At 49.1% G+C, this 21,604-nt stretch carries 24 protein-coding genes, 1 other RNA gene and 1 pseudogene; 17 read left to right on the top strand and 9 right to left on the bottom strand.

Features of this window, described 5'->3' with window-relative positions; genetic code table 11:
• Window position 1: 1 nt before the first annotated feature.
• Window positions 2–979: a KpsF/GutQ family sugar-phosphate isomerase gene (locus tag CWE09_RS08090; RefSeq protein WP_126803462.1), complete on the bottom strand. Its 978-nt coding sequence runs from the start codon at window positions 977–979 to the stop codon at window positions 2–4.
• Between the two features lie 162 nt (window positions 980–1,141).
• On the opposite strand from CWE09_RS08090, the gene CWE09_RS08085 reads away from it, so the two are divergent.
• From CWE09_RS08085 to murA, 7 genes are all read left to right on the top strand, one after another.
• The gene (locus CWE09_RS08085; RefSeq protein ID WP_126803461.1) at window positions 1,142–1,693 is read left to right on the top strand and encodes a TetR/AcrR family transcriptional regulator; all 552 of its coding nucleotides are present in this window, start codon (window positions 1,142–1,144) and stop codon (window positions 1,691–1,693) included.
• A 64-nt stretch (window positions 1,694–1,757) separates the two neighbouring features.
• Window positions 1,758–2,558 (top strand): ATP-binding cassette domain-containing protein, encoded by an 801-nt coding sequence (locus CWE09_RS08080; RefSeq protein WP_126803460.1) that lies wholly within the window; start codon window positions 1,758–1,760, stop codon window positions 2,556–2,558.
• Complete coding sequence (gene mlaE / locus CWE09_RS08075; protein WP_126803459.1) at window positions 2,558–3,331, top strand: lipid asymmetry maintenance ABC transporter permease subunit MlaE; 774 nt, start codon at window positions 2,558–2,560, stop codon at window positions 3,329–3,331. The genes CWE09_RS08080 and mlaE overlap by 1 nt, the downstream gene beginning before the upstream one ends.
• 19 nt (window positions 3,332–3,350) lie before the next feature.
• Window positions 3,351–3,818 (top strand): outer membrane lipid asymmetry maintenance protein MlaD, encoded by a 468-nt coding sequence (gene mlaD, locus CWE09_RS08070; RefSeq protein ID WP_126803458.1) that lies wholly within the window; start codon window positions 3,351–3,353, stop codon window positions 3,816–3,818.
• A gap of 9 nt (window positions 3,819–3,827) precedes the next feature.
• Complete coding sequence (locus CWE09_RS08065) at window positions 3,828–4,133, top strand: STAS domain-containing protein (RefSeq protein WP_126803457.1); 306 nt, start codon at window positions 3,828–3,830, stop codon at window positions 4,131–4,133.
• A 38-nt stretch (window positions 4,134–4,171) separates the two neighbouring features.
• Window positions 4,172–4,429 carry a BolA family protein gene (locus CWE09_RS08060; protein ID WP_126803456.1) on the top strand — a complete coding sequence of 86 codons (258 nt, stop codon included), beginning with the start codon at window positions 4,172–4,174 and terminating at the stop codon, window positions 4,427–4,429.
• A 25-nt stretch (window positions 4,430–4,454) separates the two neighbouring features.
• The gene (gene murA / locus CWE09_RS08055; protein WP_126803455.1) at window positions 4,455–5,735 is read left to right on the top strand and encodes a UDP-N-acetylglucosamine 1-carboxyvinyltransferase; all 1,281 of its coding nucleotides are present in this window, start codon (window positions 4,455–4,457) and stop codon (window positions 5,733–5,735) included.
• 2 nt (window positions 5,736–5,737) lie between these two features.
• Here the strand turns inward: murA and CWE09_RS08050 are convergent, their stop codons facing one another.
• From CWE09_RS08050 to CWE09_RS08040, 3 genes are all read right to left on the bottom strand, one after another.
• Window positions 5,738–6,793, bottom strand: a complete 1,056-nt coding sequence (locus CWE09_RS08050) for a trypsin-like peptidase domain-containing protein (protein WP_126803454.1) — start codon at window positions 6,791–6,793, stop codon at window positions 5,738–5,740.
• A 108-nt stretch (window positions 6,794–6,901) separates the two neighbouring features.
• Entirely contained in the window at window positions 6,902–8,254 is a 1,353-nt protein-coding gene (locus CWE09_RS08045; protein ID WP_126803453.1) for a Do family serine endopeptidase, read from the bottom strand.
• A gap of 87 nt (window positions 8,255–8,341) precedes the next feature.
• Window positions 8,342–8,779, bottom strand: a complete 438-nt coding sequence (locus CWE09_RS08040) for a Z-ring associated ZapG family protein (protein WP_126803452.1) — start codon at window positions 8,777–8,779, stop codon at window positions 8,342–8,344.
• 123 nt (window positions 8,780–8,902) lie between these two features.
• On the opposite strand from CWE09_RS08040, the gene zapE reads away from it, so the two are divergent.
• From zapE to CWE09_RS08000, 8 genes are all read left to right on the top strand, one after another.
• Entirely contained in the window at window positions 8,903–10,012 is a 1,110-nt protein-coding gene (zapE, locus tag CWE09_RS08035; protein WP_126803451.1) for a cell division protein ZapE, read from the top strand.
• A gap of 172 nt (window positions 10,013–10,184) precedes the next feature.
• Window positions 10,185–10,613, top strand: a complete 429-nt coding sequence (rplM, locus tag CWE09_RS08030; protein ID WP_126803450.1) for a 50S ribosomal protein L13 — start codon at window positions 10,185–10,187, stop codon at window positions 10,611–10,613.
• Window positions 10,614–10,630: 17 nt separating this feature from the next.
• Complete coding sequence (rpsI, locus tag CWE09_RS08025; RefSeq protein ID WP_126803449.1) at window positions 10,631–11,023, top strand: 30S ribosomal protein S9; 393 nt, start codon at window positions 10,631–10,633, stop codon at window positions 11,021–11,023.
• A 253-nt stretch (window positions 11,024–11,276) separates the two neighbouring features.
• On the top strand, window positions 11,277–11,864 hold the full coding sequence (petA, locus tag CWE09_RS08020) for a ubiquinol-cytochrome c reductase iron-sulfur subunit (protein WP_126803448.1): 588 nt from the start codon (window positions 11,277–11,279) through the stop codon (window positions 11,862–11,864).
• The gene (locus CWE09_RS08015) at window positions 11,864–13,126 is read left to right on the top strand and encodes a cytochrome b (protein WP_198679673.1); all 1,263 of its coding nucleotides are present in this window, start codon (window positions 11,864–11,866) and stop codon (window positions 13,124–13,126) included. The genes petA and CWE09_RS08015 overlap by 1 nt, the downstream gene beginning before the upstream one ends.
• A complete protein-coding gene (locus CWE09_RS08010) occupies window positions 13,126–13,857 on the top strand; it encodes a cytochrome c1 (RefSeq protein ID WP_126803446.1) in 732 nt (243 codons plus the stop codon). Before CWE09_RS08015 ends, CWE09_RS08010 begins: the two co-directional genes overlap by 1 nt.
• Window positions 13,858–13,935: 78 nt before the next feature.
• On the top strand, window positions 13,936–14,574 hold the full coding sequence (gene sspA / locus CWE09_RS08005) for a stringent starvation protein SspA (protein ID WP_126803445.1): 639 nt from the start codon (window positions 13,936–13,938) through the stop codon (window positions 14,572–14,574).
• 26 nt (window positions 14,575–14,600) lie between these two features.
• Window positions 14,601–15,062, top strand: coding sequence for a ClpXP protease specificity-enhancing factor (locus CWE09_RS08000; protein ID WP_206750297.1), 462 nt, complete (start codon window positions 14,601–14,603; stop codon window positions 15,060–15,062).
• 6 nt (window positions 15,063–15,068) lie between these two features.
• On the opposite strand, the gene CWE09_RS07995 is transcribed toward CWE09_RS08000, so the two are convergent.
• From CWE09_RS07995 to CWE09_RS07980, 4 genes are read right to left on the bottom strand one after another with little or no spacing between them, the layout of a single operon-like run.
• Window positions 15,069–15,632: a BON domain-containing protein gene (locus CWE09_RS07995; protein ID WP_126803443.1), complete on the bottom strand. Its 564-nt coding sequence runs from the start codon at window positions 15,630–15,632 to the stop codon at window positions 15,069–15,071.
• A complete protein-coding gene (locus CWE09_RS07990; protein WP_126803442.1) occupies window positions 15,632–16,198 on the bottom strand; it encodes a D-sedoheptulose-7-phosphate isomerase in 567 nt (188 codons plus the stop codon). The genes CWE09_RS07995 and CWE09_RS07990 overlap by 1 nt, the downstream gene beginning before the upstream one ends.
• Before the next feature lie 18 nt (window positions 16,199–16,216).
• On the bottom strand, window positions 16,217–16,567 hold the full coding sequence (locus CWE09_RS07985; protein ID WP_126803441.1) for a YraN family protein: 351 nt from the start codon (window positions 16,565–16,567) through the stop codon (window positions 16,217–16,219).
• The gene (locus CWE09_RS07980) at window positions 16,536–18,389 is read right to left on the bottom strand and encodes a penicillin-binding protein activator (protein WP_198679672.1); all 1,854 of its coding nucleotides are present in this window, start codon (window positions 18,387–18,389) and stop codon (window positions 16,536–16,538) included. The genes CWE09_RS07985 and CWE09_RS07980 overlap by 32 nt, the downstream gene beginning before the upstream one ends.
• Window positions 18,390–18,463: 74 nt before the next feature.
• Between CWE09_RS07980 and rsmI the strand changes: the two genes are divergently transcribed.
• Entirely contained in the window at window positions 18,464–19,312 is an 849-nt protein-coding gene (rsmI, locus tag CWE09_RS07975; protein ID WP_126803439.1) for a 16S rRNA (cytidine(1402)-2'-O)-methyltransferase, read from the top strand.
• A gap of 36 nt (window positions 19,313–19,348) precedes the next feature.
• Window positions 19,349–19,716, top strand: an RNA gene (gene rnpB / locus CWE09_RS07970) — RNase P RNA component class A.
• Between the two features lie 56 nt (window positions 19,717–19,772).
• Here rnpB and CWE09_RS14350 read toward each other — a convergent pair.
• Window positions 19,773–21,563, bottom strand: a pseudogene (locus CWE09_RS14350) (bifunctional diguanylate cyclase/phosphodiesterase); the annotation flags it as partial.
• Window positions 21,564–21,604 lie beyond the last annotated feature (41 nt).

The following is a 21,604-nucleotide window of genomic DNA, read 5'->3' as shown; positions in this document are numbered from 1 at the left end:
ATTAAATTACCCCGGCTCGTAATAAGTCATGCATATTAAAGGCTCCAACAGGGGTTTGTTGCTGGTTTACTACCAGCAAGCCGTTGATCTTTTTATCTTCCATTATTTTTAATGCTTCTGCAGCAAGCGTTTCTGGCCGCACTGTAGTGCAACGTGCGGTCATTACACTAGAGATCGGAGTATGGTGGATATCTATCTGCTGATCCAGAATGCGACGGAGGTCACCATCGGTAAAGATACCCAGCAATAAATCCTGGTCATCCACAATTGCTGTCATGCCCAGCCCTTTACGTGACATTTCTAACAGAGCGTCGCTGATAATATCGTCCTGGCGTACTTTGGGCAGGCGTTCGCCCTGATGCATCAGGTCACTGACTCGCAGTAACAGACGGCGGCCCAGACTACCTCCAGGATGTGACAAGGCAAAGTCGTCAGCAGTAAAACCACGGGCATTAAGCAGCGCAACTGCCAGTGCGTCTCCCATGACTAAGCTGGCGGTGGTGCTGGCGGTCGGAGCCAGTCCGAGTGGGCAGGCTTCTTCACTCACCGCTACGATAATATGCACATCGGCAAGTCGGGCAAGGGTGGAATTCTGATTTCCGGTTAACGAAATCAAAGGGACTCCTAAACGTTTGATAACCGGAATGATGCTAAGCACTTCCTGTGTTTCACCAGAGTTAGACATGGCTAAAACTACATCCTGGGAGGTGATCATGCCTAGGTCACCATGGCTGGCTTCGCCTGGATGGACAAAAAAAGCCGGGGTTCCTGTGCTGGCAAGGGTCGCCGCAATTTTATTGCCAATATGTCCCGACTTCCCCATACCGGTCACAATCACCCGGCCTTTGCAGGTCAGCATAATTTCGCAGGCTTCGGAAAAGTGCTCGTTGACCGAGTCATAAAGGTCATCAATAGCGGCACGCTCAATATCCAGAACGCGCTTACCCTGGGTGACAAAATCGGCTGTGTGTTTACTCATGTCAGTCCTGTAGTTTGCTTATATACACTGGCTTTTTGGAGTATATCATTGCTGGCTTTGAAATCAGCTTTTCTGTGACAGATCTTGTTACAACTTATTACTCAACCACACAGACGGTTTTTGTTAGAATGATATTCGTTTACATTTAAAAAGGTGGCAATCATGACCCGCAAGACATCACGAGGTGGTCGACCCAGCAAACGCAATGACATTTTAATGGCTGCGGAAAAACTGGTGAAGGAACAGGGTGCCTCACATCTGACTTTTGACCGTTTAAGTGAAGAAACGGGTATTAGTAAAGGCGGATTACTATACCATTTTGCCAGTAAAGAAGAACTGGTACTGGCGATGATGGTGCGCCTGCTGGATACCCGGCAGGTATTGCGTGAAGAAATGCAGGCTCAGTTTTCTGGCGAAGATGCTGACATTAAGAGTCTGATAATGGCTGAAGCCGGACAAGAGTCCAGCGATATAGCCATGGACAGCGCTATTTTATGTGCGGCGGCGACTAATCGGGAATTAATGACTCCTATGCGAGGTCGTTTTCGTGAACTTTTATCGCGATTCGATGCCAGTGAGATGGGTGGTGATAAAGCCCGCATTGCTTTGTTTGCCGTATATGGTGAGCGTTTGATGCAACAATTGGGTATGATTGACCATAATTCAGAAGAACGGAAACGTTTTTTACAGACCATGGAAGAATTTATTCGTTGAACATGCCCCCCGACTTCACGGTAGAATACGAATCTGTTTCCCCTGGTTAAAAAGGGCAAGTTAAGTGGATAACTTAGTAGAAATAAAGGACGTACATTTCTCACGGGGCTCGACGCCAATTTATGAAGGCGTGTCTTTACGCGTGCCACGAGGCAAAATCACTGCAGTAATGGGCCCTAGCGGTTGCGGTAAAACCACCTTGTTACGCCTGATTGGTGGCCAGTTAACCCCCAGTTCGGGGCGTGTTGAATTTGCTGGTCAACAGGTCTCTGATCTTTCACGCAATGAGCTTTTCGAACTCAGAAAGCGCATGAGCATGCTTTTCCAAAGTGGTGCTTTATTCACCGACATGACAGTGGCAGAGAATGTCGCGTTCCCTATTCAGGAGCACACTAAACTACCAGCCGAGATCATTACGACCATAGTTAAAATGAAGTTGCAGGCAGTCGGATTGCGTGGCGCGGGCCACCTGTTTCCCAGCGAGTTGTCAGGTGGGATGGCGCGTCGTGCTGCGTTAGCACGTGCTATTGCGTTGGATCCGGAACTTATTATGTATGATGAGCCTTTTACCGGGCAGGACCCTATTTCAATGGGCATGATTGTGAAATTAATACGTTCACTGAATGAAACCCTGGGCCTGACAAGCATTGTGGTATCCCATGATATTCATGAGGTTATGAGCATTGCCGATCATGTTTGTATAGTAGCCAATAAAGAAGTAGTTGCTCAGGGCACTCCCGATGAATTGCGTAATCACGAATCACCCCTGGTGCAACAGTTTCTACGTGGTGAAGCAGATGGGCCTGTGCCTTTTCATTACGCAGCTTCTGAGTATCATCAGGATTTACTGGCAAGGGACTTATAATGCAGATACTAGCTAATCTTGGACGCTCCAGCCTGAATGTGTTTCGAGGCATGGGTGCTTCCTGTTTCATGTTATTTCATGCACTTATTGGCAAACCGCAACCCCGTAAACAATTCCCTCTGCTACTAAAGCAGCTGTATGTCGTTGGCGTGCAGTCAATGTTAATTATTATCATATCTGGCACCTTTATTGGTATGGTTTTGGGACTGCAGGGATACACCATATTGGTCGATTTCGGGGCTGAGCAGGCGCTGGGCCCTATGGTGGCATTATCCTTGTTGCGAGAACTTGGGCCCGTAGTGACGGCGTTGCTCTTTGCGGGTCGTGCAGGGTCGGCGTTAACTGCTGAAATAGGTCTGATGCGGGCTACTGAACAGCTGTCCAGTCTCGAAATGATGGCGGTTGATCCCTTACGGCGTGTGGTCGCGCCACGCTTCTGGGCTGGCTTTATAAGTATGCCACTGTTGGCGCTGATGTTTTCTGCTGTCGGTATTTACGGCGGCTACTGGGTTGGCGTGCAGTGGCTGGGTGTGGATGAAGGAGCATTCTGGTCTGTTATGCAGGCGAGTGTGGACTGGTCAGACGATATTATGAACGGCGTGATTAAAAGCCTGGTGTTTGCTTTTGCAGTTACCTGGATAGCGCTTTACAAAGGTTACACGGCAGAACCTACGTCAGCTGGCATCAGTGCCGCGACGACGTCGACCGTAGTCACCAGCTCACTGGTGATACTGGGCCTTGATTTTGTATTAACGGCGATAATGTTTAGCTAACTTATTCTGGATGGAAGTGATGGAAACTAGAAAAACTGAAATATTAGTTGGAGTCTTTGTAGCAACAGCGATAGTTGCCTTGGTTTTTCTGGCCTTACGAGTGGCCAGTAATACTGATGTAACGCGCGGTGATACTTATGTGATCAGTGCTAAATTTGACAACATTGGCGGCCTTAAAGTGCGCTCTCCGGTGAAAATTGGCGGCGTTACCGTGGGTCGGGTGTCGAATATTTATCTCGACGGCGACTACTACGAGCCGGTTGTGGAAATGCGTATTAGCACCCGTTATAACGCTATTCCGGAAACATCGACCGTGTCGGTACTGACTTCCGGTTTACTGGGTGAACAGTATCTGGGGCTGGAACCTGGTTTTATCGACGACGGCATTATGATGCTGGAAGACGGCGATTACGTACAGAATACGAATTCTGCGATGGTGTTGGAAGAGCTGATTGGTCAGTTCCTGTTCAGTCAGGGCGATAACTAGGAGTTACTGATGCATCAGGATCTGCAGTTCAATCAAGGTCAGCAAGCGGGAGAAGTTCTGGTTTCTGGCCCACTGGACAGAAATAGTGTTGCCGCTGGCTGGGGCTCGCGCAAAAAGTGGCTACCTTCAGGTGGCCAGGTGACTTTAGACCTGGCGCAGGTTGAGCAGGTGGACTCTGCCGGACTGGCGATGCTAATCCGGCTGCAGGCCGAGTTGAGCCAGGGCGACAGAGAGCTTTCTTTACGCAACGTCAACAAACAACTGCAACAATTCGCGGCAGTGAGTGGCGTTACGCAGCTGCTTTCGTTAAGCTAGCGTTATTAGTCAAGCTTAACAAACGATGGTAGTTAGTGATGGAACCTGCTCAAATACAAGATATATTGCGAGAAGCAATTGATTTAGAAGAAGTTTATGTTAAATCTGATGGCAGTCACGTAGAAGTGATTGCAGTTGCAGAAGTATTTGGCGAGCTGAGCCGGGTAAAACAGCAACAACTTATATATGCACCGTTAAAACCCGCCATTGCCGACGGCTCGATTCATGCAGTCAGTATTAAGGCTTACACGCCTGCCCAATGGCAGCGTGAAAAAAAGCTGGTCATGCCCAATTAAACTGTTGAATTTGAGTGTAAAATAAATGGAAAAATTCGTAATTAACGGCGGTCAGAAACTGGCAGGCGACGCAGTTATTTCAGGTGCGAAGAACGCAGCTCTGCCTATTATTCTTGCTTCTATCCTGGCTCAGGACGATGTGATTATTCACAATGTTCCGCGGCTACAGGACGTAGAAACCTCTTTTGAATTATTACATCAGCTGGGTATTCCTCATACCCGGGATGGCGACTCCTCTTATATTGTAAAAGCCTGTGCAGATCATGGTTTTATTGCACCTTACGAACTCGTTAAAACAATGCGGGCTTCGGTATTGGTGCTGGGGCCACTGCTAACCAAATGTGGCCATGCTGAAGTATCTCTGCCCGGCGGCTGTGCCATAGGAGCTCGGCCAGTTAACCTGCATATTGAAGGTTTGCGTCAGATGGGCGCAGAGATTGTGGTTGAGAATGGTTATATTAAAGCGACCAGTAATGGTCGTCTTAAAGGCGCTCACCTGTTAATGGATACGGTCAGCGTCACCGGTACTGAAAATCTTATGATGGCCGCCGTTCTTGCAGATGGCATTACCACCATAGAAAATGCAGCCCGTGAACCTGAGGTTATTGATCTTGCTAATTTCCTCAATACGCTAGGTGCCCAAATTAAAGGCGCTGGTACCGACACTATCCAGGTTGAGGGTGTTGAGCGGTTGCGTGGTGGCGAGTATCGGGTATTGCCGGATCGCATAGAAACGGGCACCTTCCTGGTCGCTGCACTGGCGAGTCAGGGGCAGGTACGTTGCACTAATACTGATCCGCGCATGTTAGATGCTGTAATCAAGAAGCTCAGTGAAGCAGGTGCGGAAATCTCCCGTGGCGATGACTGGATTGAGCTGAAAAGCCAGGGCCGTCCGCAGGCGGTTAATATAGTGACGGCGCCACACCCGGCGTTTCCTACGGATATGCAGGCTCAGTTTACGGCGTTGAATAGTATTGCCAATGGTACCGGATTTATTCGCGAAACCATCTTTGAAAATCGCTTCATGCACGTTCCGGAACTTAGGCGGATGGGTGCCAACATCGATTTGGAAGGTAACACTGCTATTTGCACTGGTGTTGAGAAGTTAACGGGTGCCCAGGTAATGTGTACCGATCTGCGTGCTTCTGCGTCATTAGTGATTGCCGGTTTAGTCGCCTCCGGGCAGACTGAAGTTGAGCGCATTTACCACATTGACCGTGGTTATGAAGCAATTGAAGATAAATTAGCGCTGCTGGGTGCAGATATTAAACGCCAGCCGATGACGCCGACGAGAGAAGACTTATAACTTTATTCGCGTAAACGTTCAATCCGCGCCGTGGTCTGCATGCGGCGCAAATCCCTGAAAAAGTTAATTTCAAGCTCGCTTCCTGGGGGCGTATCCGCAACAATATCCAGTCCCTGGTTGACTGCCCGGATAGGTTCACCCGCAATTTCATAAATAAAGTCACCAGCCTGAATGCCTGCTCTGGCCGCAGGGCCCTGAGGGTCTACCGCCGTTATCATCAGGCCGCGGGTTTGATGGTAAGTATCGTAATGCTGTTCCGCGGTAATGCCCAGGTAGCCTCGTACGACCACACCTTCGCTTATAATCTGGCGCATAATGCGTACCGCGAGCTGATAGGGCACGGCAAAGTAAATACCCGTAGTGGCGCGGCTAGTGAGTTGCGATTGGTAAGACGCATTATTAATGCCTACCAGTTCACCGCGGGAATTGACCAGAGCTCCACCGGAATTACCTTCATTAATAGCCGCGTCCATCTGAATAAAATCAGAATAGCCGGAGCTCATGCCTATTCGGCCGGTTGCAGAAATAATGCCTTGGGTGACGGTTTGCCCCAGATTATATGGATTGCCAATGGCCAGAACTACGTCGCCAACCCTGGGCTGTAAGTCGGAGTTGGTCGGAATAACCGGCAGGTTGTCTGCTTCCGTTTTTAATACGGCTAAGTCAGTCAGTTGATCGCTGCCAATAAGTTGTGCGCTGAGTACACGGCCATCCTGTAATGCGACTCTGATTTCATCTACTTCTGACACCACATGTTTGGCAGTCAGTATAAAGCCGCGCTGATCCATGATGACGCCTGACCCCAAACGTACTGCGGTACGAGGGCGAGGATCATAAGGTCGTTCGCGAACCTCCTGTGAGGTATATATATTAACAACCGCTGGCGAGGCACTGGCAACAGCACCGGAAAACGAAACTAAGCCATTATCGGTAGGAACGGAAGGCGTTTGCTGAGGTGATATCCAGGGCAAAACCAGTAGCACGACCGCTGCGATCAGCAGGCCAAATAGCGCTGGTTTTACAATATAACGAACGAAAATCTGTGGTGTCTGGCTCATGGATAGTCTGTATGCTCAGAAAAATTTATAGCTAGGTGACTGAGCATACTATCATTATTTATAAGTTGCGAACAGGCGCACCAAAATGATGCGCCTGTTGCATTCTGGCTAGCCGGGGAGCACCAGGTAAAGCGTCGAATTGCCGCGTCGCACGTGCAATGCAACCACGCCTGAGGTGTCATCCAGCATTCGTCGTAGTTCACCCAGGGAAGTGACCCGCTGACGGTTCACAGCAATAATAAGATCGTCTTCCTGCAGTCCAATACGCTCTGCCGGAGTATTACTTTCTACTGCCGTAATACGCACTCCCTGCTGATTGTCAGCACTACTTAACTGAGCACCTTGCAAAGCGGGGTGAACAAGCGATGCGGTGACCTGAGTGTCACGCTCCAGTAGCTCAACATCAATATTAATTTCTTCGCCATCGCGCAGCACGCCCAGGCTTATGGTGCGGCCGGCGCCCATGCTTCCGACCCGGGCTGCCAGTTCAGCAAAGGAGTTCAGGCTACGGCCCTGCATACTAATGATAACGTCCCCCGCCTCTATGCCTGCTTTTTCTGCAGCGCTTTCAGGAAGAACTTCGCTGACCCAGGCTCCACGGGTGCGCGAGATTTCCAGTGCACTGGCCAGTTCCTGAGTCAGGTCGCCACCGCGCACACCAAGCACACCGCGTCGAACTTCACCGTGCTCCAGAATTTGCTCAACCAGGTTGTTCATCATATTCGAGGGGATAGCAAAACCGATTCCGATGTTGCCACCATGTGAGCCCAAAATCGCAGTATTAATGCCGATCAGGTTACCTTTAAGGTCAACCAGGGCGCCTCCGGAGTTCCCCCGGTTAATCGCAGCATCGGTCTGAATGAAATTTTCCAGTCGATCGATACCAAAGCCGCCCCGGCCCAGAGCAGAGACTATACCCGAGGTTACTGTCTGCCCCAGACCAAAGGGATTACCAATCGCGACTACAAAGTCACCTACCCGCATGGCGTCGGAGTCACCCATAGAAATAGCGGTCAGATTGCTGCCGTTTTCAATTTTCAGCAGCGCAATATCGCTTTGTTCATCACGGCCCAGCACTTCAGCATTGAACTGGCGACCGTCCTTTAAGGTTACGGTTATTTCCGTGGCGTCGCTAATGACATGGTTGTTAGTGACAACATAGCCTGCGTCGGCGTCAATAATGACCCCGGAGCCTAGCCCCTGAAAAGGCTGCTCACGGGCTTCTTCGCGTGGGGCATTGGGCCCAAAAAAGAAGCGGAAAGCATCCGGGATACGTTGCTGAGTGGCTCGGGTGCCCTGTACTGAGATATTTACCACCGCCGGGGTCACTTCTTCCAGCATAGGGGCCAGGGTAGGTGTTTCACCCGATGAGGTAGAAAAGGGGATTTGCGCGTGAACCGGCCCGCTGATAACAGTCAGGCAGATTCCTGCTGCAAGAAATAAAAGCATTAACTTATTCATGTTTTATAGCTCCAGCATTAATACAATCAGTTATTAAGTGATGGTAAAGACCACTGGAGCTTTAAATAAGTTCTCTGTTTTTTTATTTCAAGATTTTTCTTTCTGTTTATCACTGACAAAAAGCCCACTGCCAGGAGCGGAGTAGTCGCGTGGTGGTGCGCCCTCACTTTTATCTGAACGACTGTCGTCATTCTCAAAGCTGGCATTACGTAGTTGCCGCATGGTGTCTTCGGCAAAGAAAGGCAAAGGCTGCTGCCACTCTTTGTCCTGCTCGAGCAGGGTCTGACTGTCGGCAAGGAAGTGTTTTAGTTTTTCCTGCGTTTCGCTGAGTTCTTCAGCTAACTCTCGTGCGGTGGTAAAATGTTCCACGACATCTTTTCTATAAGCATCCAGCTGTTGTTTGCTTGATTCTACCTGGGCAGTCAGCTGTGCAGATTCACTATGATTAGCAAACCAGTAACGAGCGGCGAAAAAGCCGATAATGCCACCGACGATTACCAGTAAAAGACCTATTAGCCAATCCATATCAATGCCTCCAAAATGCTTACTGACACGCGCTCTGCGTATCCCTGAACCTGAGATAATGATACCATGGTTTAACCATATCAACAGTCAGATTTTTGTAATGAGGCAGTGGTAAGCGCAGTGATGACACCTAAACAACTTTATCAGCGTGATTTACAAACTTCGGGTTTCCAGAAAGACGCAGCGCAGGCGCAGGCCGTTGATCATTTGCAGCGATTATACGATGACCTTGTCGAACATCGGGCTACAGAGAAGAGCGGATTACTTGCCAGCTTAAGTAAATTTTTCTCAGCCAGCAAAAGTAAAAATCAGATACGTGGACTCTATTTCTGGGGCGGCGTTGGCCGGGGTAAAACTTATTTGGTAGATACCTTCTACAATGCGCTGCCTTTTGAAAATAAAATGCGCATTCATTTTCATCGCTTTATGCACCGTGTGCATGAAGAACTCAAGCTGCTTAAAGGGCGTTCCGATCCTTTACCTCTGATTGCCGAGAAGTTAGCGAGTGAAGCACAGGTGCTTTGTTTCGACGAGTTTTTTGTGCAGGACATTACCGATGCGATGCTACTGGGCACGCTCATGCAGGAATTATTTAAGCGTGATGTGGTGTTAGTGGCAACCTCCAATATCGTACCGGACGAATTGTATAAAAATGGTCTGCAACGGGCACGTTTTGAACCCGCTATAGAGTTAATCAAAAAACACTGCGAAGTAGTTAACGTCGACGGTGGTATTGATTATCGCCTGCGTACTCTGACTCAGGCGGAAATTTTCCATTCGCCTTTAGATGAAGCGGCAGATAAAAACTTACTGACCTACTTTAACCAGCTGTCGCCTGACCATAAAGCGCATTCTATTGATGCTCCTATTGAAATTAATGGCCGCCAGATTGCCACGCGTATGGAGGCCGATGACGTCGCCATGTTTGACTTTCAGGCGCTTTGCGGAGGTCCTCGCAGCCAGCTGGACTATATGGAGATTGCTTGTATGTATCACGCGGTGCTAGTCAGTGATGTCAAGGTGATGGGGGCAGACAATGAAGATACTGCGCGGCGTTTTATTGCGCTGGTAGATGAATTTTATGAGCGTCATGTAAAGCTGATTATGTCGGCAGAAGTGCCTTTAACCGAGCTCTATCAGGGCGGTCGTCTGAGCTTTGAATTTAAGCGCTGCATCAGCCGTTTGCAAGAAATGCAGTCGCAGGAATACCTGGCTCGCGAACATCTTGCGTAATAGTGTTGAAAAAGCAACCGCAAAGCATGTATAATCCGCGTCGCCCACCGTTACCGGCAGTGCGTACTTTCTGAAATCAGGGAGTCACTGGCCGTTATTTTATTGATAATTCGCGGGGAAGCCCGGAACTTATCTACTTAGTGGAACTTATTTTAATTGGGTATGAGAAGTCATGAAAACTTTTGTAGCTAAGCCGGAAAGCGTAAAGCGCGACTGGTATGTGGTAGACGCCGCTGATAAAACTCTGGGTCGTCTGGCCACTGAAATCGCACTTCGCCTACGTGGCAAGCACAAGCCAGAATACACACCGCACGTTGACACTGGTGATTACATCATTGTTATCAATGCTGAGAAAGTAACAGTGACCGGTGCTAAAACGACCGATAAGCTTTACTACTCACACAGTGGTTTCCCTGGTGGCATAAAGTCCATCAGCTTTGAGAAATTACAGGCTAAGAAGCCTGAAATGATCATCGAGAAAGCGGTTAAAGGTATGCTGCCAAGAGGTCCTCTTGGTCGTGCCATGTTCCGTAAGCTGAAAGTGTATGCGGGCCCAGAGCATAGCCATATTGCTCAACAGCCTCAAACCCTTGATATTTAATTACGGAGCAGATGAAAATGGCAGATAATCAATACTACGGTACCGGTCGTCGCAAGAACTCGACTGCGCGCGTTTTCCTGCGTCCAGGTAAAGGCGACATTAAAGTAAACCAACGTTCTCTTGAAGAGTACTTCGGTCGTGAAACAGCTCGTATGGTTGTTCGTCAACCACTTGAACTGTTAGAAATGACTGAAAAGTTTGACCTCTACGTCACCGTAAGCGGTGGTGGTACAACTGGTCAGGCTGGCGCTATCCGTCACGGTATCACCCGTGCACTGATGCAATATGATGAAACACTGCGAGGCGACCTGCGTAAAGCTGGTTATGTTACTCGTGATGCTCGTCAGGTTGAGCGTAAGAAAGTTGGTCTGCATAAAGCACGTAAGCGTCCTCAGTTCTCGAAACGTTAAGTTTCGTCTGCGGACACTGCAAAAACCGCGCTTCGGCGCGGTTTTTTTGTACCTGCCTTCCAGTCTTCAGCCGCAATGCCACACAGTGGCGCCAGAGCTGAGGCAAAAGCATAAATAAGCTACCCACAAAGCACTATGTAGCCTTGTAAATTGGAGGGGTTTTCTTTATGATCGCCCTGATAAATTTGTCATTATAAAATTAGTTTTTCGCTGCGGAAGCCTCCGTCTAGCGTCCAAAACTGGAGATAAATGGATGAGCAATGCGCCTGTAGATAAAGGCCGCCGTCGGTTTCTGACTGTCGCTACATCGGTAGTTGGTGGAGCCGGAGCGGTAGCTGTTGCCGTGCCTTTCATTGCTTCCTGGAATCCAAGTGCGAGAGCTCGCATTGCTGGTGCCCCAGTAGAAGTAAAGATTGATAAGATAGAGCCGGGTCAGTTAGTCAGAAGTGAATGGCGGGGAAGCCCTGTATGGGTTATTCGTCGTACACCTGAAATGTTAGAAAGCCTTGAGGTGATCGAAGAGCGCCTTCGTGATCCTGATTCTGAACAGCCCCAGCAACCCGAATACGCTAGAAACCGTCACCGTTCTCGTGACCCTGAGTGGTTTGTGGCTGTTGGTATCTGTACCCATTTAGGTTGCTCACCTCAGTTTTTACCTCGTAATTTTGGTGCGATGGATGGCGTAGACTCCGGCTTTTTCTGCCCTTGTCACGGTTCCCGCTTTGATATTTCAGGGCGTGTATTTCAGGGTGTTCCGGCGCCAACAAATCTGGTAGTACCTCCTCATTACTTTATTGATGATGAAACTATTCTGGTTGGTGAAGACGGGGAGGCAGCATAATGTCACGCTTAATGAACTGGATAGATGAGCGGTTGCCGATTAGCAACACGCTTAAACTTCACGTCACTCAATACCCAGCACCGAAAAACTTTAACTTTTGGTACATCATGGGTTCACTGGCACTGATTGTGCTGGTAAACCAGATCGTTACTGGTATCTGGCTGACGATGAGTTACAACCCAAGCGCTGAAGGCGCTTTCGCTTCTATTGAATACATCATGCGTGATGTGGAATACGGCTGGCTGCTGCGTTATATGCATTCTACCGGAGCTTCTGCATTCTTCGTGGTGGTCTATCTGCACATGTTCCGGGGACTAATGTACGGTTCGTACCAGAAACCGCGTGAACTGCTGTGGATTTTCGGCATGTTAATCTTCCTGGTGTTAATGGCAGAAGCCTTTATGGGTTATTTGTTGCCTTGGGGGCAGATGTCATTCTGGGGTGCCCAGGTAATCATATCCCTGTTTGGTGCCATTCCAATTATCGGTGACGACCTGACTACCTGGATTCGTGGTGACTACGTTATTTCCGGTGCTACTTTGAACCGATTCTTTGCGCTGCATGTTATTGCATTGCCACTGGTTCTGGTTATTCTGGTATTCCTGCATCTGATTGCCTTGCATGAGGTGGGCTCAAACAACCCGGATGGGGTGGATAATAAGAAACCCAAAGGTTCAGTGCCAGACGACGAGAAACCGCCGTTCGAATTCCATGAGCGTTATACGAGTAAAAAAGACATTGTTGATGCCATACCTTTCCACCCGTACTACACGGTGAAAGATTTGGTTGGCCTTGCGGTGTTCCTGATTTTCTTTGCGCTGGTGATTTTCTATGCACCAACCATGGGAGGTTTCTTCCTGGAACCGCCAAACTTCCAAGCTGCGGATCCAATGAGAACGCCAGAGCATATTGCTCCGGTCTGGTATTTCACACCGTTCTACGCCATCTTACGGGCAGTTCCTGATAAGCTGGGCGGTGTCATACTAATGTTCCTGGCTATTGTGATGCTGTTCCTGATGCCTTGGTTTGATCGTGGTCGTGCGCGTTCTGTTCGCTATCGTAGTGGTTTGCATAAAGCGAACCTGACAGTCTTTGCTATCAGCTTTGTATTCCTGGGTTACCTGGGTGCTATGCCTGCAACAGACCTGTATACGATACTGGCTCGGATCTTCACGTTCCTGTATTTCGCGTTCTTTATCTTCCTGTGGTTCTACAGTAAGAATGAGCGGATCAAGCCATTGCCAGAGAGGTTGACTAAGTGATGAAAAAATTAATACTTTTATTCGCTCTGTTACTGCCGTCAGCTGCTTTCGCAGCTGGCTACAGTGGCCCCCTGGATAAGGCTGATTACGATTTGCGTGACAATGAGTCATTGCAGCGCGGTGCGCAGCTTTATATGAACTATTGTCTGGGTTGCCATGCAACCCAGTATCAGCGTTATTCACGTACCTTTGAAGACCTGGATATTCCAGTTGAATTGGGCGAAGAATTGCTGCAGTTCACCAATGACTCAGGCGGCCATATTACGTCGGCTATAGATCCAGAAGCTTCAGGTGAATGGTTTGGTTTAACCCCTCCTGACCTGACCATGGTTGCCCGTGTTCGTGGCGCAGATTGGATCTATACTTATCTACGTTCTTTTTACGCTGACGACGAACGTCCCTTTGGTGTGAACAATGCAATTTTTGAAAACGTGGGCATGCCTCACGTTATGGAAGAATTGCAGGGTACACCACGCAGAACCCATGAACGCCGTATGGTAGATGGGGAGATGACGGACGTTTATGTCGGCATTCGCTCTGATGGAAATGGTACAATGAGCCCGGAAGAGTTCGATCAGGCGATGCTTGATTTAACCAACTTCCTGGTTTATACCGGCGAGCCAATGATACTGGAACGTCAGCGTATGGGCTATTTTGTAATAGGTTTCCTGCTGGTATTCCTGATTCTGACCATCCTGCTTAAACGTGAGTTCTGGCGCGACATTAAGTAGTCAGAGTCTCAGTAGGTACCATCTAAAACTGGGGGCGATGTTCGCCCCCTTTGCTGTTTGCATAAACTGGAGAAAATCATGGCTGTAGCTGCCAATAAACGTTCGGTAATGACCCTGTATTCAGGTAAAGATGATTTATTCAGTCATCAGGCTCGCATTGTGCTGGCTGAGAAAGGCGTGGGTGTTGAAATTAGCTTTGTAGATGGTGATAACAGACCTGAAGATCTACTGCAGTTAAACCCTTATCCGGACGCAGTGCCTACACTAGTTGACCGTGAGCTTGTGTTATACAACGCAAAAATCATCATGGAATATCTGGATGAACGTTTTCCGCATCCACCACTGATGCCTGTTTATCCCGTTGCCCGGGGCAACAGTCGCTTAATGATGTATCGCATCGAGCGCGACTGGTATTCACTGGCAAGTAGCATTCTGAAAGGCACCAACAAAGAAGCGAATCAGGCTCGTCAGGAGCTGAGTGAAGGTTTATTAGCACTGTCTCCGCTGTTTGCTGAAAATGATTACTTTATGAGTGAAGAATTTAGCCTGGTCGATTGTTATCTTGCTCCGTTATTGTGGCGTTTGCCACAATATAAAATTGAGTTGGAAGGACCAGCGGCGAAAGAAATCAAACGCTATATGGTACGTTTATTTGAACGTGATTCCTTCCAGAAATCGCTAACAGAAGCCGAGCGTGAACTCGCGCATATGAAATAAGCATGGGAGATCGCATGGATATCAAAATGTCTCCAAAGCGCCCTTATCTGGTGCGCGCTATGTATGACTGGCTGGTGGATAATCAGATGACGCCGCACCTGGTGGTAGACACCACCAATGCGTCAGTCGAAGTGCCGCAGGAACATGTTCAGGACGGTCAGATCATACTTAATGTACATCCGGGAGCCGTGGTTAACTTTTCCATGGACCTGGAACAGATTAGTTTTGAAGCTCGTTTTGGTGGCGTACCACAGCGAATATGGGTACCTATCGCGGCAGTAATGGCGATCTATGCCCGGGAAAATGGTGCGGGTACTATCTTTGAACCGGAACCTGGTCTCGACCCGCATTCTGAGCATGACCTGGAATTTCAGGGCGAAGTGGAAAGCCGCGAGAGTGCAGAACTGTACTCTGTGCAGGATGACGATAGCGGTGCCGATGAACCGTCAAAAAGCAAAGGTAAACCTAATTTGCGGGTCGTAAAATAACCTTTCTTAGTTTATCTGCATAACATTGATCACCCGCTCAACGCCGTTGATATTACGGACTATATCAATCACGGCCTGGGCGGTTTCTCTATCTAAAATCCCAATTAAGAAGACTTCATTATTTTCGCTGATCACTTTAACCGCCGAGGTATCGAAGTCCCGTTCGGTGAATAATGCTGTGTGTACTCTGCTGGTTAATATGGAGTCGCGGGTGCGTTGTCCAAGTGACGCAACATCGTCGATTCTGAGTTGGTTGTAAATGTTGTTTACCCCAGATACGTTGCGCAATGCCCGGGCCGCCATGTCGCGCTGGCGTGATTGGGCTACCTGGCCGTAAAGCAATACATTGCCATTGTAAGCCAATATCTTTACCCGCTGTGCTTCGAGCTCTTTAATATCCGCAATAGCAGCCTGTGCTCTGATACTAAGCCCCCGGTCATCAACCTGAGTGCCTACGCCGCGACCGTCACTGGCAACCACAGCAGCGCCTACAGCGCCACCAACTACCACGGCAGCACAACCACTGAGAAGCGGCATAGTTACAAGTAGTACAAAGAAAATACGCAGCATTAGCTGTGGCCTCCAAATATCTGTTGTTCAATCAGATTGCATAACAAATGGCTGATGAAAAGCTGTTGTTCGGTAATACGTGCCGGGTTTGTCGCCGGGATTTGTATTTCAACATCCTCAGGGCCCAGCAGACCGGTTGCTTCGCCGGATTCAGTTCCGGTAATAGCAATAATGGTCATTTCCCGGGAAAGCGCGGCTTCCATAGCCTGGTGAACGCGTTCTGAGTGCTCTTCACTGATAAAGGCTACGAGAATGTCACCCTGGCTGCCAATTGCTGTCACCTGGCGGGATATGCATTCAAGTTGCGATGTCTGGCTGGGACTGGCACCTAATGCGAGTGCTGGAAAGGGCGGGCGTTCAAGCTCCGAGCCCTGCAATAAAAGATCCGCAAAATGGTTGGCCACCAGAAGGCTTTGGCCATCGCCACAACTGAATACACGCTGGCCAGCAAGAAGGCTGTTTACCAGTAACTCGGTGGCGCGAACCAGAACGTCCCGCAAACTGTCTGAAGCGGCAACCTGAATTTGAATACTTTCGCTGTAGTAGCTTTTCAATAAGTCCTGCATGCTTACTTCCTGATTGGGTTAAAACGCATTTGGTAGCCAGATAATATCGGCGGGATACGCGGTGATAGCGACTACATCAAACCGACAGGGCGTAAGATACTCGGATAGGCCTTTTGAATAAAGGTAAACTTTAGCGCTGCGTTTAATTCGGCTTAGCTGAGTGTGACGGATCTGCCCCAGCGGATGTTCAGTGCTGCTGTCAGCGCGGTATTTTACTTCCACAAACACCCAGAACTCCTGATCCCGCATAATTAAATCTATTTCGCCACCACTCAGGCGAAAGTTGCGTTCTACCAGCGTCAGCCCCTGACGGCACAGGTAACTTTCTGCTTTATTTTCATAAAAAGTCCCAGTTGACCTCGTGTTCATTGGCAGGCTCCAGCTTGATCTGATGTTGATCAAAGGTAGCCCAATCCAGCTCCCGTACCACTGAATGTTGCTGAATCCGCAATTGCCCAGTTAAACCAGCGTGATTGTAGCCAGGAAACCAGTTCATACTGGTTAAACGTGGTAACAAAAACATACTGTCATAACCCATAGCAATCAGTCGTTGGGTTGAAGGCGTCCAGTTTGAACGCAGCTCAGCAAAACGTTTAAATAAATATTCTGAATCGTGTGCTGGCAGTAGCCAGGGTGCTTCAGAAAAAGTAATACCGTCTAAATCATTTTCGCTACGGCCCTGGGTTTGCTCGTGCACTGAAGAAGTGGCATACACCGGAATGGTTTGCGCAAAGGCACTGATGCTCATATCTATGAAAGGTTTCAGTAATCGCGCCTGAGTCGCATCGCCCACCAGAAAAATAGCATCCAGGTCATTGCGGCTACGGGCTTCAGATTCAATCTCTTTGTCACCGCCTGTGCGCTCTATCAATGCAATACGTTGTTTACTCGCGGTAACGTGCAGACGTTCTTCTACAATGTCGCGAATATCTGTGCTGGAGCTGTACAGACCTACACGTGTACTGTGGTTTCCGAAGTAGTCGCGCCACTGTTGTTCGAACTGGCCGCTGAGTTGGCGTCCACGTTGAGTATCCGGCCCCAGAATTAATACCTGCTGATAGCCTTTTTGACGCAGGTGGCCGGTAGCCATCTGTACCTCGGTATCTACATCCAGTGCAAAAAAGGTATCGCCGGCAGGCTGGTAATCAGATGGTGGTTGGTTAAGCCAGATATGAACCCACGGGCGAGGTTCGTCGTGAGCATTAAAAGTAGCCGCCAGACGTTCAGAATATTCGCGATCTAAGGGGCCTATGACAGCTTCAATATTTTCATCGTAAAGTTTTTGCTGGATAACATCAGGATCGGTTACCTGGGTATTAATGAAAAAGACATCTTCATCACGTTCATTACTTAATGCGGCCAGTATACCGTCACGAACCGCAGTGCCCTGGCTGGCAAACTGGCCAGATAAAGGGAGTAGTACAGCAATACGACGTGGTTGTTCCTGTAACCAGGAGTGATGCTCCAGAAGATTGCTGACTTGCGTGTTCGCCGGATGCCGGTGAAAGTTGTTCTGCCAGCGTTGCAGGGCTTCGGCTACAGGTTCTCTATGATCCAGCGCTTGCGTGATGCGGGTAAGCAGGCTGGTCCAGCCGCGCATCTGTTCATCGGGCTCGCGCACGGCCTGGCGCCAGTAATCGGCAGGTACCTGTGTCAGGTTATTCCAGATTAATTGACTGTAATCATTGTCGTCGTAGCGTTGCAGTTCAACCAACTGGCGAGCAGCACTGAGGTAGCGCTGTTGCCCAGCATAAGCCTGATAGCGGAGTTGCATAGCCAGCTGTCGCTGTTCGCGCTGACGCAGGCGTTGTTCTATATCGCTCAGCGAATTAATGGCTTCTTCCCACTGCTGAAAATGAATCTGCAGACGGGCGCGTTGCAAACGATAATGCAGCAGGTCCTGATTACTTAACGACAGAGTGTCTACCTGACTTAATACGACACCACCATGTCGCCACTGTTCATTTTCAAAGAAAGCTGCCGCTGCATGTACCAGCGCAGCTTCACGGTCCGCGATGCGATCAGCCTGACGAGCTTGTTGTAACCAGTGGTCAGGGTCTGGAGAATCCGCAGGCAAGAGTTCGGGTGCCACAGGAAGAGTAGCTTCGGGATCATCAGTGGGCGACTCGGGTTGGCTACCACAGGCGCTTAATATTAAAATAGCCATGCAGGCCAGTAACTTCTTTGGCACAATAAACACTCTGCTTAATCTACGTGTCCATACTATAAACGCCAGAAGGCGGGGACACAATCTAAGGTCAAATTATGCTGCAAGCTGGCACGCTTTATATTGTTCCAACTCCGATTGGAAATCTCGCTGACATTACTTTGCGCGCTATCGAAGTGCTGCAGTCCGTTGATCGAATTGTCGCCGAAGATACCCGACATAGCCAGGGATTGCTGCAACATCACGGCATTCAGAAGCCGTTGAGTGCGTTGCATGAGCATAATGAAAGACAGCGCATTGAGTATATTCTGAAGCTATTAAAGGCAGGTGAAAAGATTGCGTTAATTAGTGACGCCGGCACCCCGCTTATCAGCGATCCCGGATTTCCGTTGGTTCGCGCCTGTCGTGAAGAGGGGGCGCAAGTGGTACCTTTGCCAGGACCCTGTGCTGCTATTGCGGCATTGTCGGCCGCTGGGTTACCGACAGACAGGTTTCTGTTCGCGGGTTTTTCACCGGCTAAAAACAGCGCCCGGGAAACTTTTTTACGGGCTTTGCAGAATGAAACAGGCACCATTTTGTTATATGAGTCACCACGTCGTGTGCTGGATAGCCTGAAATCGATTCAGGCGGTCATGGGCGCAGAGCGTGAAGTTGTCATTGCCCGCGAATTGACCAAGCAGTTTGAAACCTTCTTAAGTGGGCCTGTGAGTGAAGTGATTGCAAAAGTCGAAACTGACAGCAATCAACAGCGTGGCGAAATCGTGCTGATGATCAAAGGTTTTGAGGTGGATCCAGACGCTATACCTACAGCCGCGGCACAACTATTAAAAGAGTTGTCCGAACACTTGCCAGTGAAAAAAGCGGCCGCTCTGGTCGCCACTCATTATGGCTTGCGTAAAAATAAACTTTATCAATTGGCACTGACCTGGAATTCGGATGAGGAATAGATTGACTGCTTACTACCGCCGCGTACAATAGCCGCCGGAGTCAGCCAAGACAATCGCTGCCCGCTTCGGCGGGGGGAGGAAAGTCCGGGCTCCGAAGGGCAGGGTGCCAGGTAACGCCTGGGCGGCGCGAGCCGACGACAAGTGCAGCAGAGAGGAAACCGCCGATGGCCCGTTTGTTCGTAAGAATGAGTGGGATCAGGTAAGGGTGAAAGGGTGCGGTAAGAGCGCACCGCATGGCTGGTAACAGTTCATGGCAAGGTAAACTCCACCCGGAGCAAGACCAAATAGGGATCCTTGGGGTGGCCCGCCTCGGATCCGGGTAGGTTGCTTGAGACTATGGGCGACTGTAGTCCTAGACGAATGATTGTCCACGACAGAACCCGGCTTAATGGCTGACTCCACCTTTTTTACGGGCATGAATGAATTTCACCATGTCTTCTTTTCGCAGAGGTTTACTGAAGTAGAATCCCTGCAGATAATCCACACCCAGTTCGCGTAGCTGCTGAGCCTGAGTCGCAGTTTCAACTCCTTCCGCGATAGTGATTAAGTTCAAAGCTTTGGCCATTTGTACCAGCGCGGCAACCATAGTTAATTCATCAATGAAGCTGCGGTCTATTTTTAACGTTTGAATAGGAAACTGGCGTAAATAGTTAACTGATGAATAACCGGTGCCAAAGTCATCAATGGCGAAGGTGATGCCTGCGGTATGTAGCTGACGCAGAATATGATGTTGGCGCTCTCGATCCGGCATTAATACGGACTCAGTGATCTCCATCGTTAAAGAACCGGGTTGCTGGCCGTGCTGATGAATAATATCCAGCCATTGTTTGACTACTTTTTCATCGTGAAACTCTTTTGACGAACGGTTAATTGAAATATGCAAAGACAATTCCTGCCGTTGAAACCAGTCTAAGTCGCTGCAACTTTGCTGCAGGGCGAATTCCCCTAATTGCCGAATCAGGCCACTACGCTCAGCAACCGGAATAAATTCAACTGGGCTGATAAGTTCGCGCTCAGGGTGTTGCCAACGCATTAATGCTTCGACATGACGGCATTCTCCGCTGCTGGCTTCTATAATTGGCTGGTATACCAGATAAAACTGCCCCTGTTGCAAACCCACCTGCATGGCGTGATGCAGGGTCAGATTGCTATTTGCCTGTTTTCGCATCTGCTCACTGAAAAATGAAATAGTACCGCGCCCGGCTTTTTTCGAAGCATACATGGCTAAATCAGCATGTTTTAGGAGATCAGCAGCATAGCGGCCATCTTCGGGAAACATAGCGATACCAATGCTGGCTTCTGTTGTGATCTCTTGCTCTTTTAGCTGCAATGGTTGCATAAGACTTTCCAGCAGCTTGTCAGCTAATAGTTCTGCTGTGGCCGGGTGGTCTATATCCTTGAGCAGAACCACGAATTCATCGCCACCCAGTCGGGCAATAAGGTCATCAACACGGGTATTAACACCTAATACTTCGGCGACAGACTGCAGAAGCTGGTCGCCAGCGTCGTGACCCAGGCTATCATTGACTTCTTTAAAGTGGTCTAAATCAATGAATAGCATGGCAAAGCGAGCTTCACGCCTTTTACAGGAGGCAATGTGGGCATCCAGTAATTGACGAAAATAATTGCGGTTCACTAGCTGGGTCAACGGGTCAAATCTTGCCTGATGACTAATGGTTGCGAACGCCCTTGCCAGGCGACGATGGCTATTGAGCAGGCTGGCAACCAGCCAGCTGAGTACTACCGCTACAATAAAGCCTGATAGCCAGGCGGTTGCATAGGCTGATTGCCCGCTTACCCATTGGCCGGATGCTGGAATCGCAGCTAGTTGCCAGCTTCCTGAAGGTAGATCCAGGTCGACCACCAGATGATCCTTCTGCCAGACTTCTTCTGCACCCGCTATAGTGATACTGCTATCAACGCGTTCATCGTAGCGTCGCAGCGCCAGTTGCAGATCATTTGCCCGAGTAAAACCAGCATCCTGTAACAGACGTTGGTAATCAATAACCTGCGAAATAACGCCCCACTCGGAACCGTCGTTTCTGATCACTGGGATTCTCGCGATCAGCGCATTGCCTCCCTGCATTAAATCCAGCGGACCGTTGATAACAATGCGTTGGTTCTGCATGGCTTCGGATACAGACTGGTATTGATCGGGAATATTCCGGTAATCAGTACCTATGATGGATTCGTTATCCTCTAGCGGGTAAACATGCGAAATAACCAGGTCAGGGGCGATCGCTACATGCATGGTATGTAGATCCTGATCAAGCAGCTCCGATGTGAGTCGGG

This window comes from Aliidiomarina minuta (assembly GCF_003987145.1).
Classification (GTDB): Bacteria; Pseudomonadota; Gammaproteobacteria; order Enterobacterales; family Alteromonadaceae; genus Aliidiomarina; species Aliidiomarina minuta.
Note: the sequence above shows the minus strand (reverse complement) of the source record. Positions and strands in the feature narration are given on the sequence as shown.

What these genes read in the sequence shown, in the direction of transcription:
- CWE09_RS08090 (WP_126803462.1), bottom strand. Translation starts at nt 979, where the DNA reads ATGAGTAAACACACAGCCGATTTTGTCACCCAGGGTAAGCGCGTTCTG.
- CWE09_RS08085 (WP_126803461.1), top strand. Translation starts at nt 1,142, where the DNA reads ATGACCCGCAAGACATCACGAGGTGGTCGACCCAGCAAACGCAATGAC.
- mlaE (WP_126803459.1), top strand. Translation starts at nt 2,558, where the DNA reads ATGCAGATACTAGCTAATCTTGGACGCTCCAGCCTGAATGTGTTTCGA.
- mlaD (WP_126803458.1), top strand. Translation starts at nt 3,351, where the DNA reads ATGGAAACTAGAAAAACTGAAATATTAGTTGGAGTCTTTGTAGCAACA.
- CWE09_RS08065 (WP_126803457.1), top strand. Translation starts at nt 3,828, where the DNA reads ATGCATCAGGATCTGCAGTTCAATCAAGGTCAGCAAGCGGGAGAAGTT.
- CWE09_RS08060 (WP_126803456.1), top strand. Translation starts at nt 4,172, where the DNA reads ATGGAACCTGCTCAAATACAAGATATATTGCGAGAAGCAATTGATTTA.
- murA (WP_126803455.1), top strand. Translation starts at nt 4,455, where the DNA reads ATGGAAAAATTCGTAATTAACGGCGGTCAGAAACTGGCAGGCGACGCA.
- CWE09_RS08050 (WP_126803454.1), bottom strand. Translation starts at nt 6,793, where the DNA reads ATGAGCCAGACACCACAGATTTTCGTTCGTTATATTGTAAAACCAGCG.
- CWE09_RS08045 (WP_126803453.1), bottom strand. Translation starts at nt 8,254, where the DNA reads ATGAATAAGTTAATGCTTTTATTTCTTGCAGCAGGAATCTGCCTGACT.
- CWE09_RS08040 (WP_126803452.1), bottom strand. Translation starts at nt 8,779, where the DNA reads ATGGATTGGCTAATAGGTCTTTTACTGGTAATCGTCGGTGGCATTATC.
- zapE (WP_126803451.1), top strand. Translation starts at nt 8,903, where the DNA reads ATGACACCTAAACAACTTTATCAGCGTGATTTACAAACTTCGGGTTTC.
- rplM (WP_126803450.1), top strand. Translation starts at nt 10,185, where the DNA reads ATGAAAACTTTTGTAGCTAAGCCGGAAAGCGTAAAGCGCGACTGGTAT.
- rpsI (WP_126803449.1), top strand. Translation starts at nt 10,631, where the DNA reads ATGGCAGATAATCAATACTACGGTACCGGTCGTCGCAAGAACTCGACT.
- petA (WP_126803448.1), top strand. Translation starts at nt 11,277, where the DNA reads ATGAGCAATGCGCCTGTAGATAAAGGCCGCCGTCGGTTTCTGACTGTC.
- CWE09_RS08015 (WP_198679673.1), top strand. Translation starts at nt 11,864, where the DNA reads ATGTCACGCTTAATGAACTGGATAGATGAGCGGTTGCCGATTAGCAAC.
- CWE09_RS08010 (WP_126803446.1), top strand. Translation starts at nt 13,126, where the DNA reads ATGAAAAAATTAATACTTTTATTCGCTCTGTTACTGCCGTCAGCTGCT.
- sspA (WP_126803445.1), top strand. Translation starts at nt 13,936, where the DNA reads ATGGCTGTAGCTGCCAATAAACGTTCGGTAATGACCCTGTATTCAGGT.
- CWE09_RS08000 (WP_206750297.1), top strand. Translation starts at nt 14,601, where the DNA reads ATGTCTCCAAAGCGCCCTTATCTGGTGCGCGCTATGTATGACTGGCTG.
- CWE09_RS07995 (WP_126803443.1), bottom strand. Translation starts at nt 15,632, where the DNA reads ATGCTGCGTATTTTCTTTGTACTACTTGTAACTATGCCGCTTCTCAGT.
- CWE09_RS07990 (WP_126803442.1), bottom strand. Translation starts at nt 16,198, where the DNA reads ATGCAGGACTTATTGAAAAGCTACTACAGCGAAAGTATTCAAATTCAG.
- CWE09_RS07985 (WP_126803441.1), bottom strand. Translation starts at nt 16,567, where the DNA reads ATGAACACGAGGTCAACTGGGACTTTTTATGAAAATAAAGCAGAAAGT.
- rsmI (WP_126803439.1), top strand. Translation starts at nt 18,464, where the DNA reads ATGCTGCAAGCTGGCACGCTTTATATTGTTCCAACTCCGATTGGAAAT.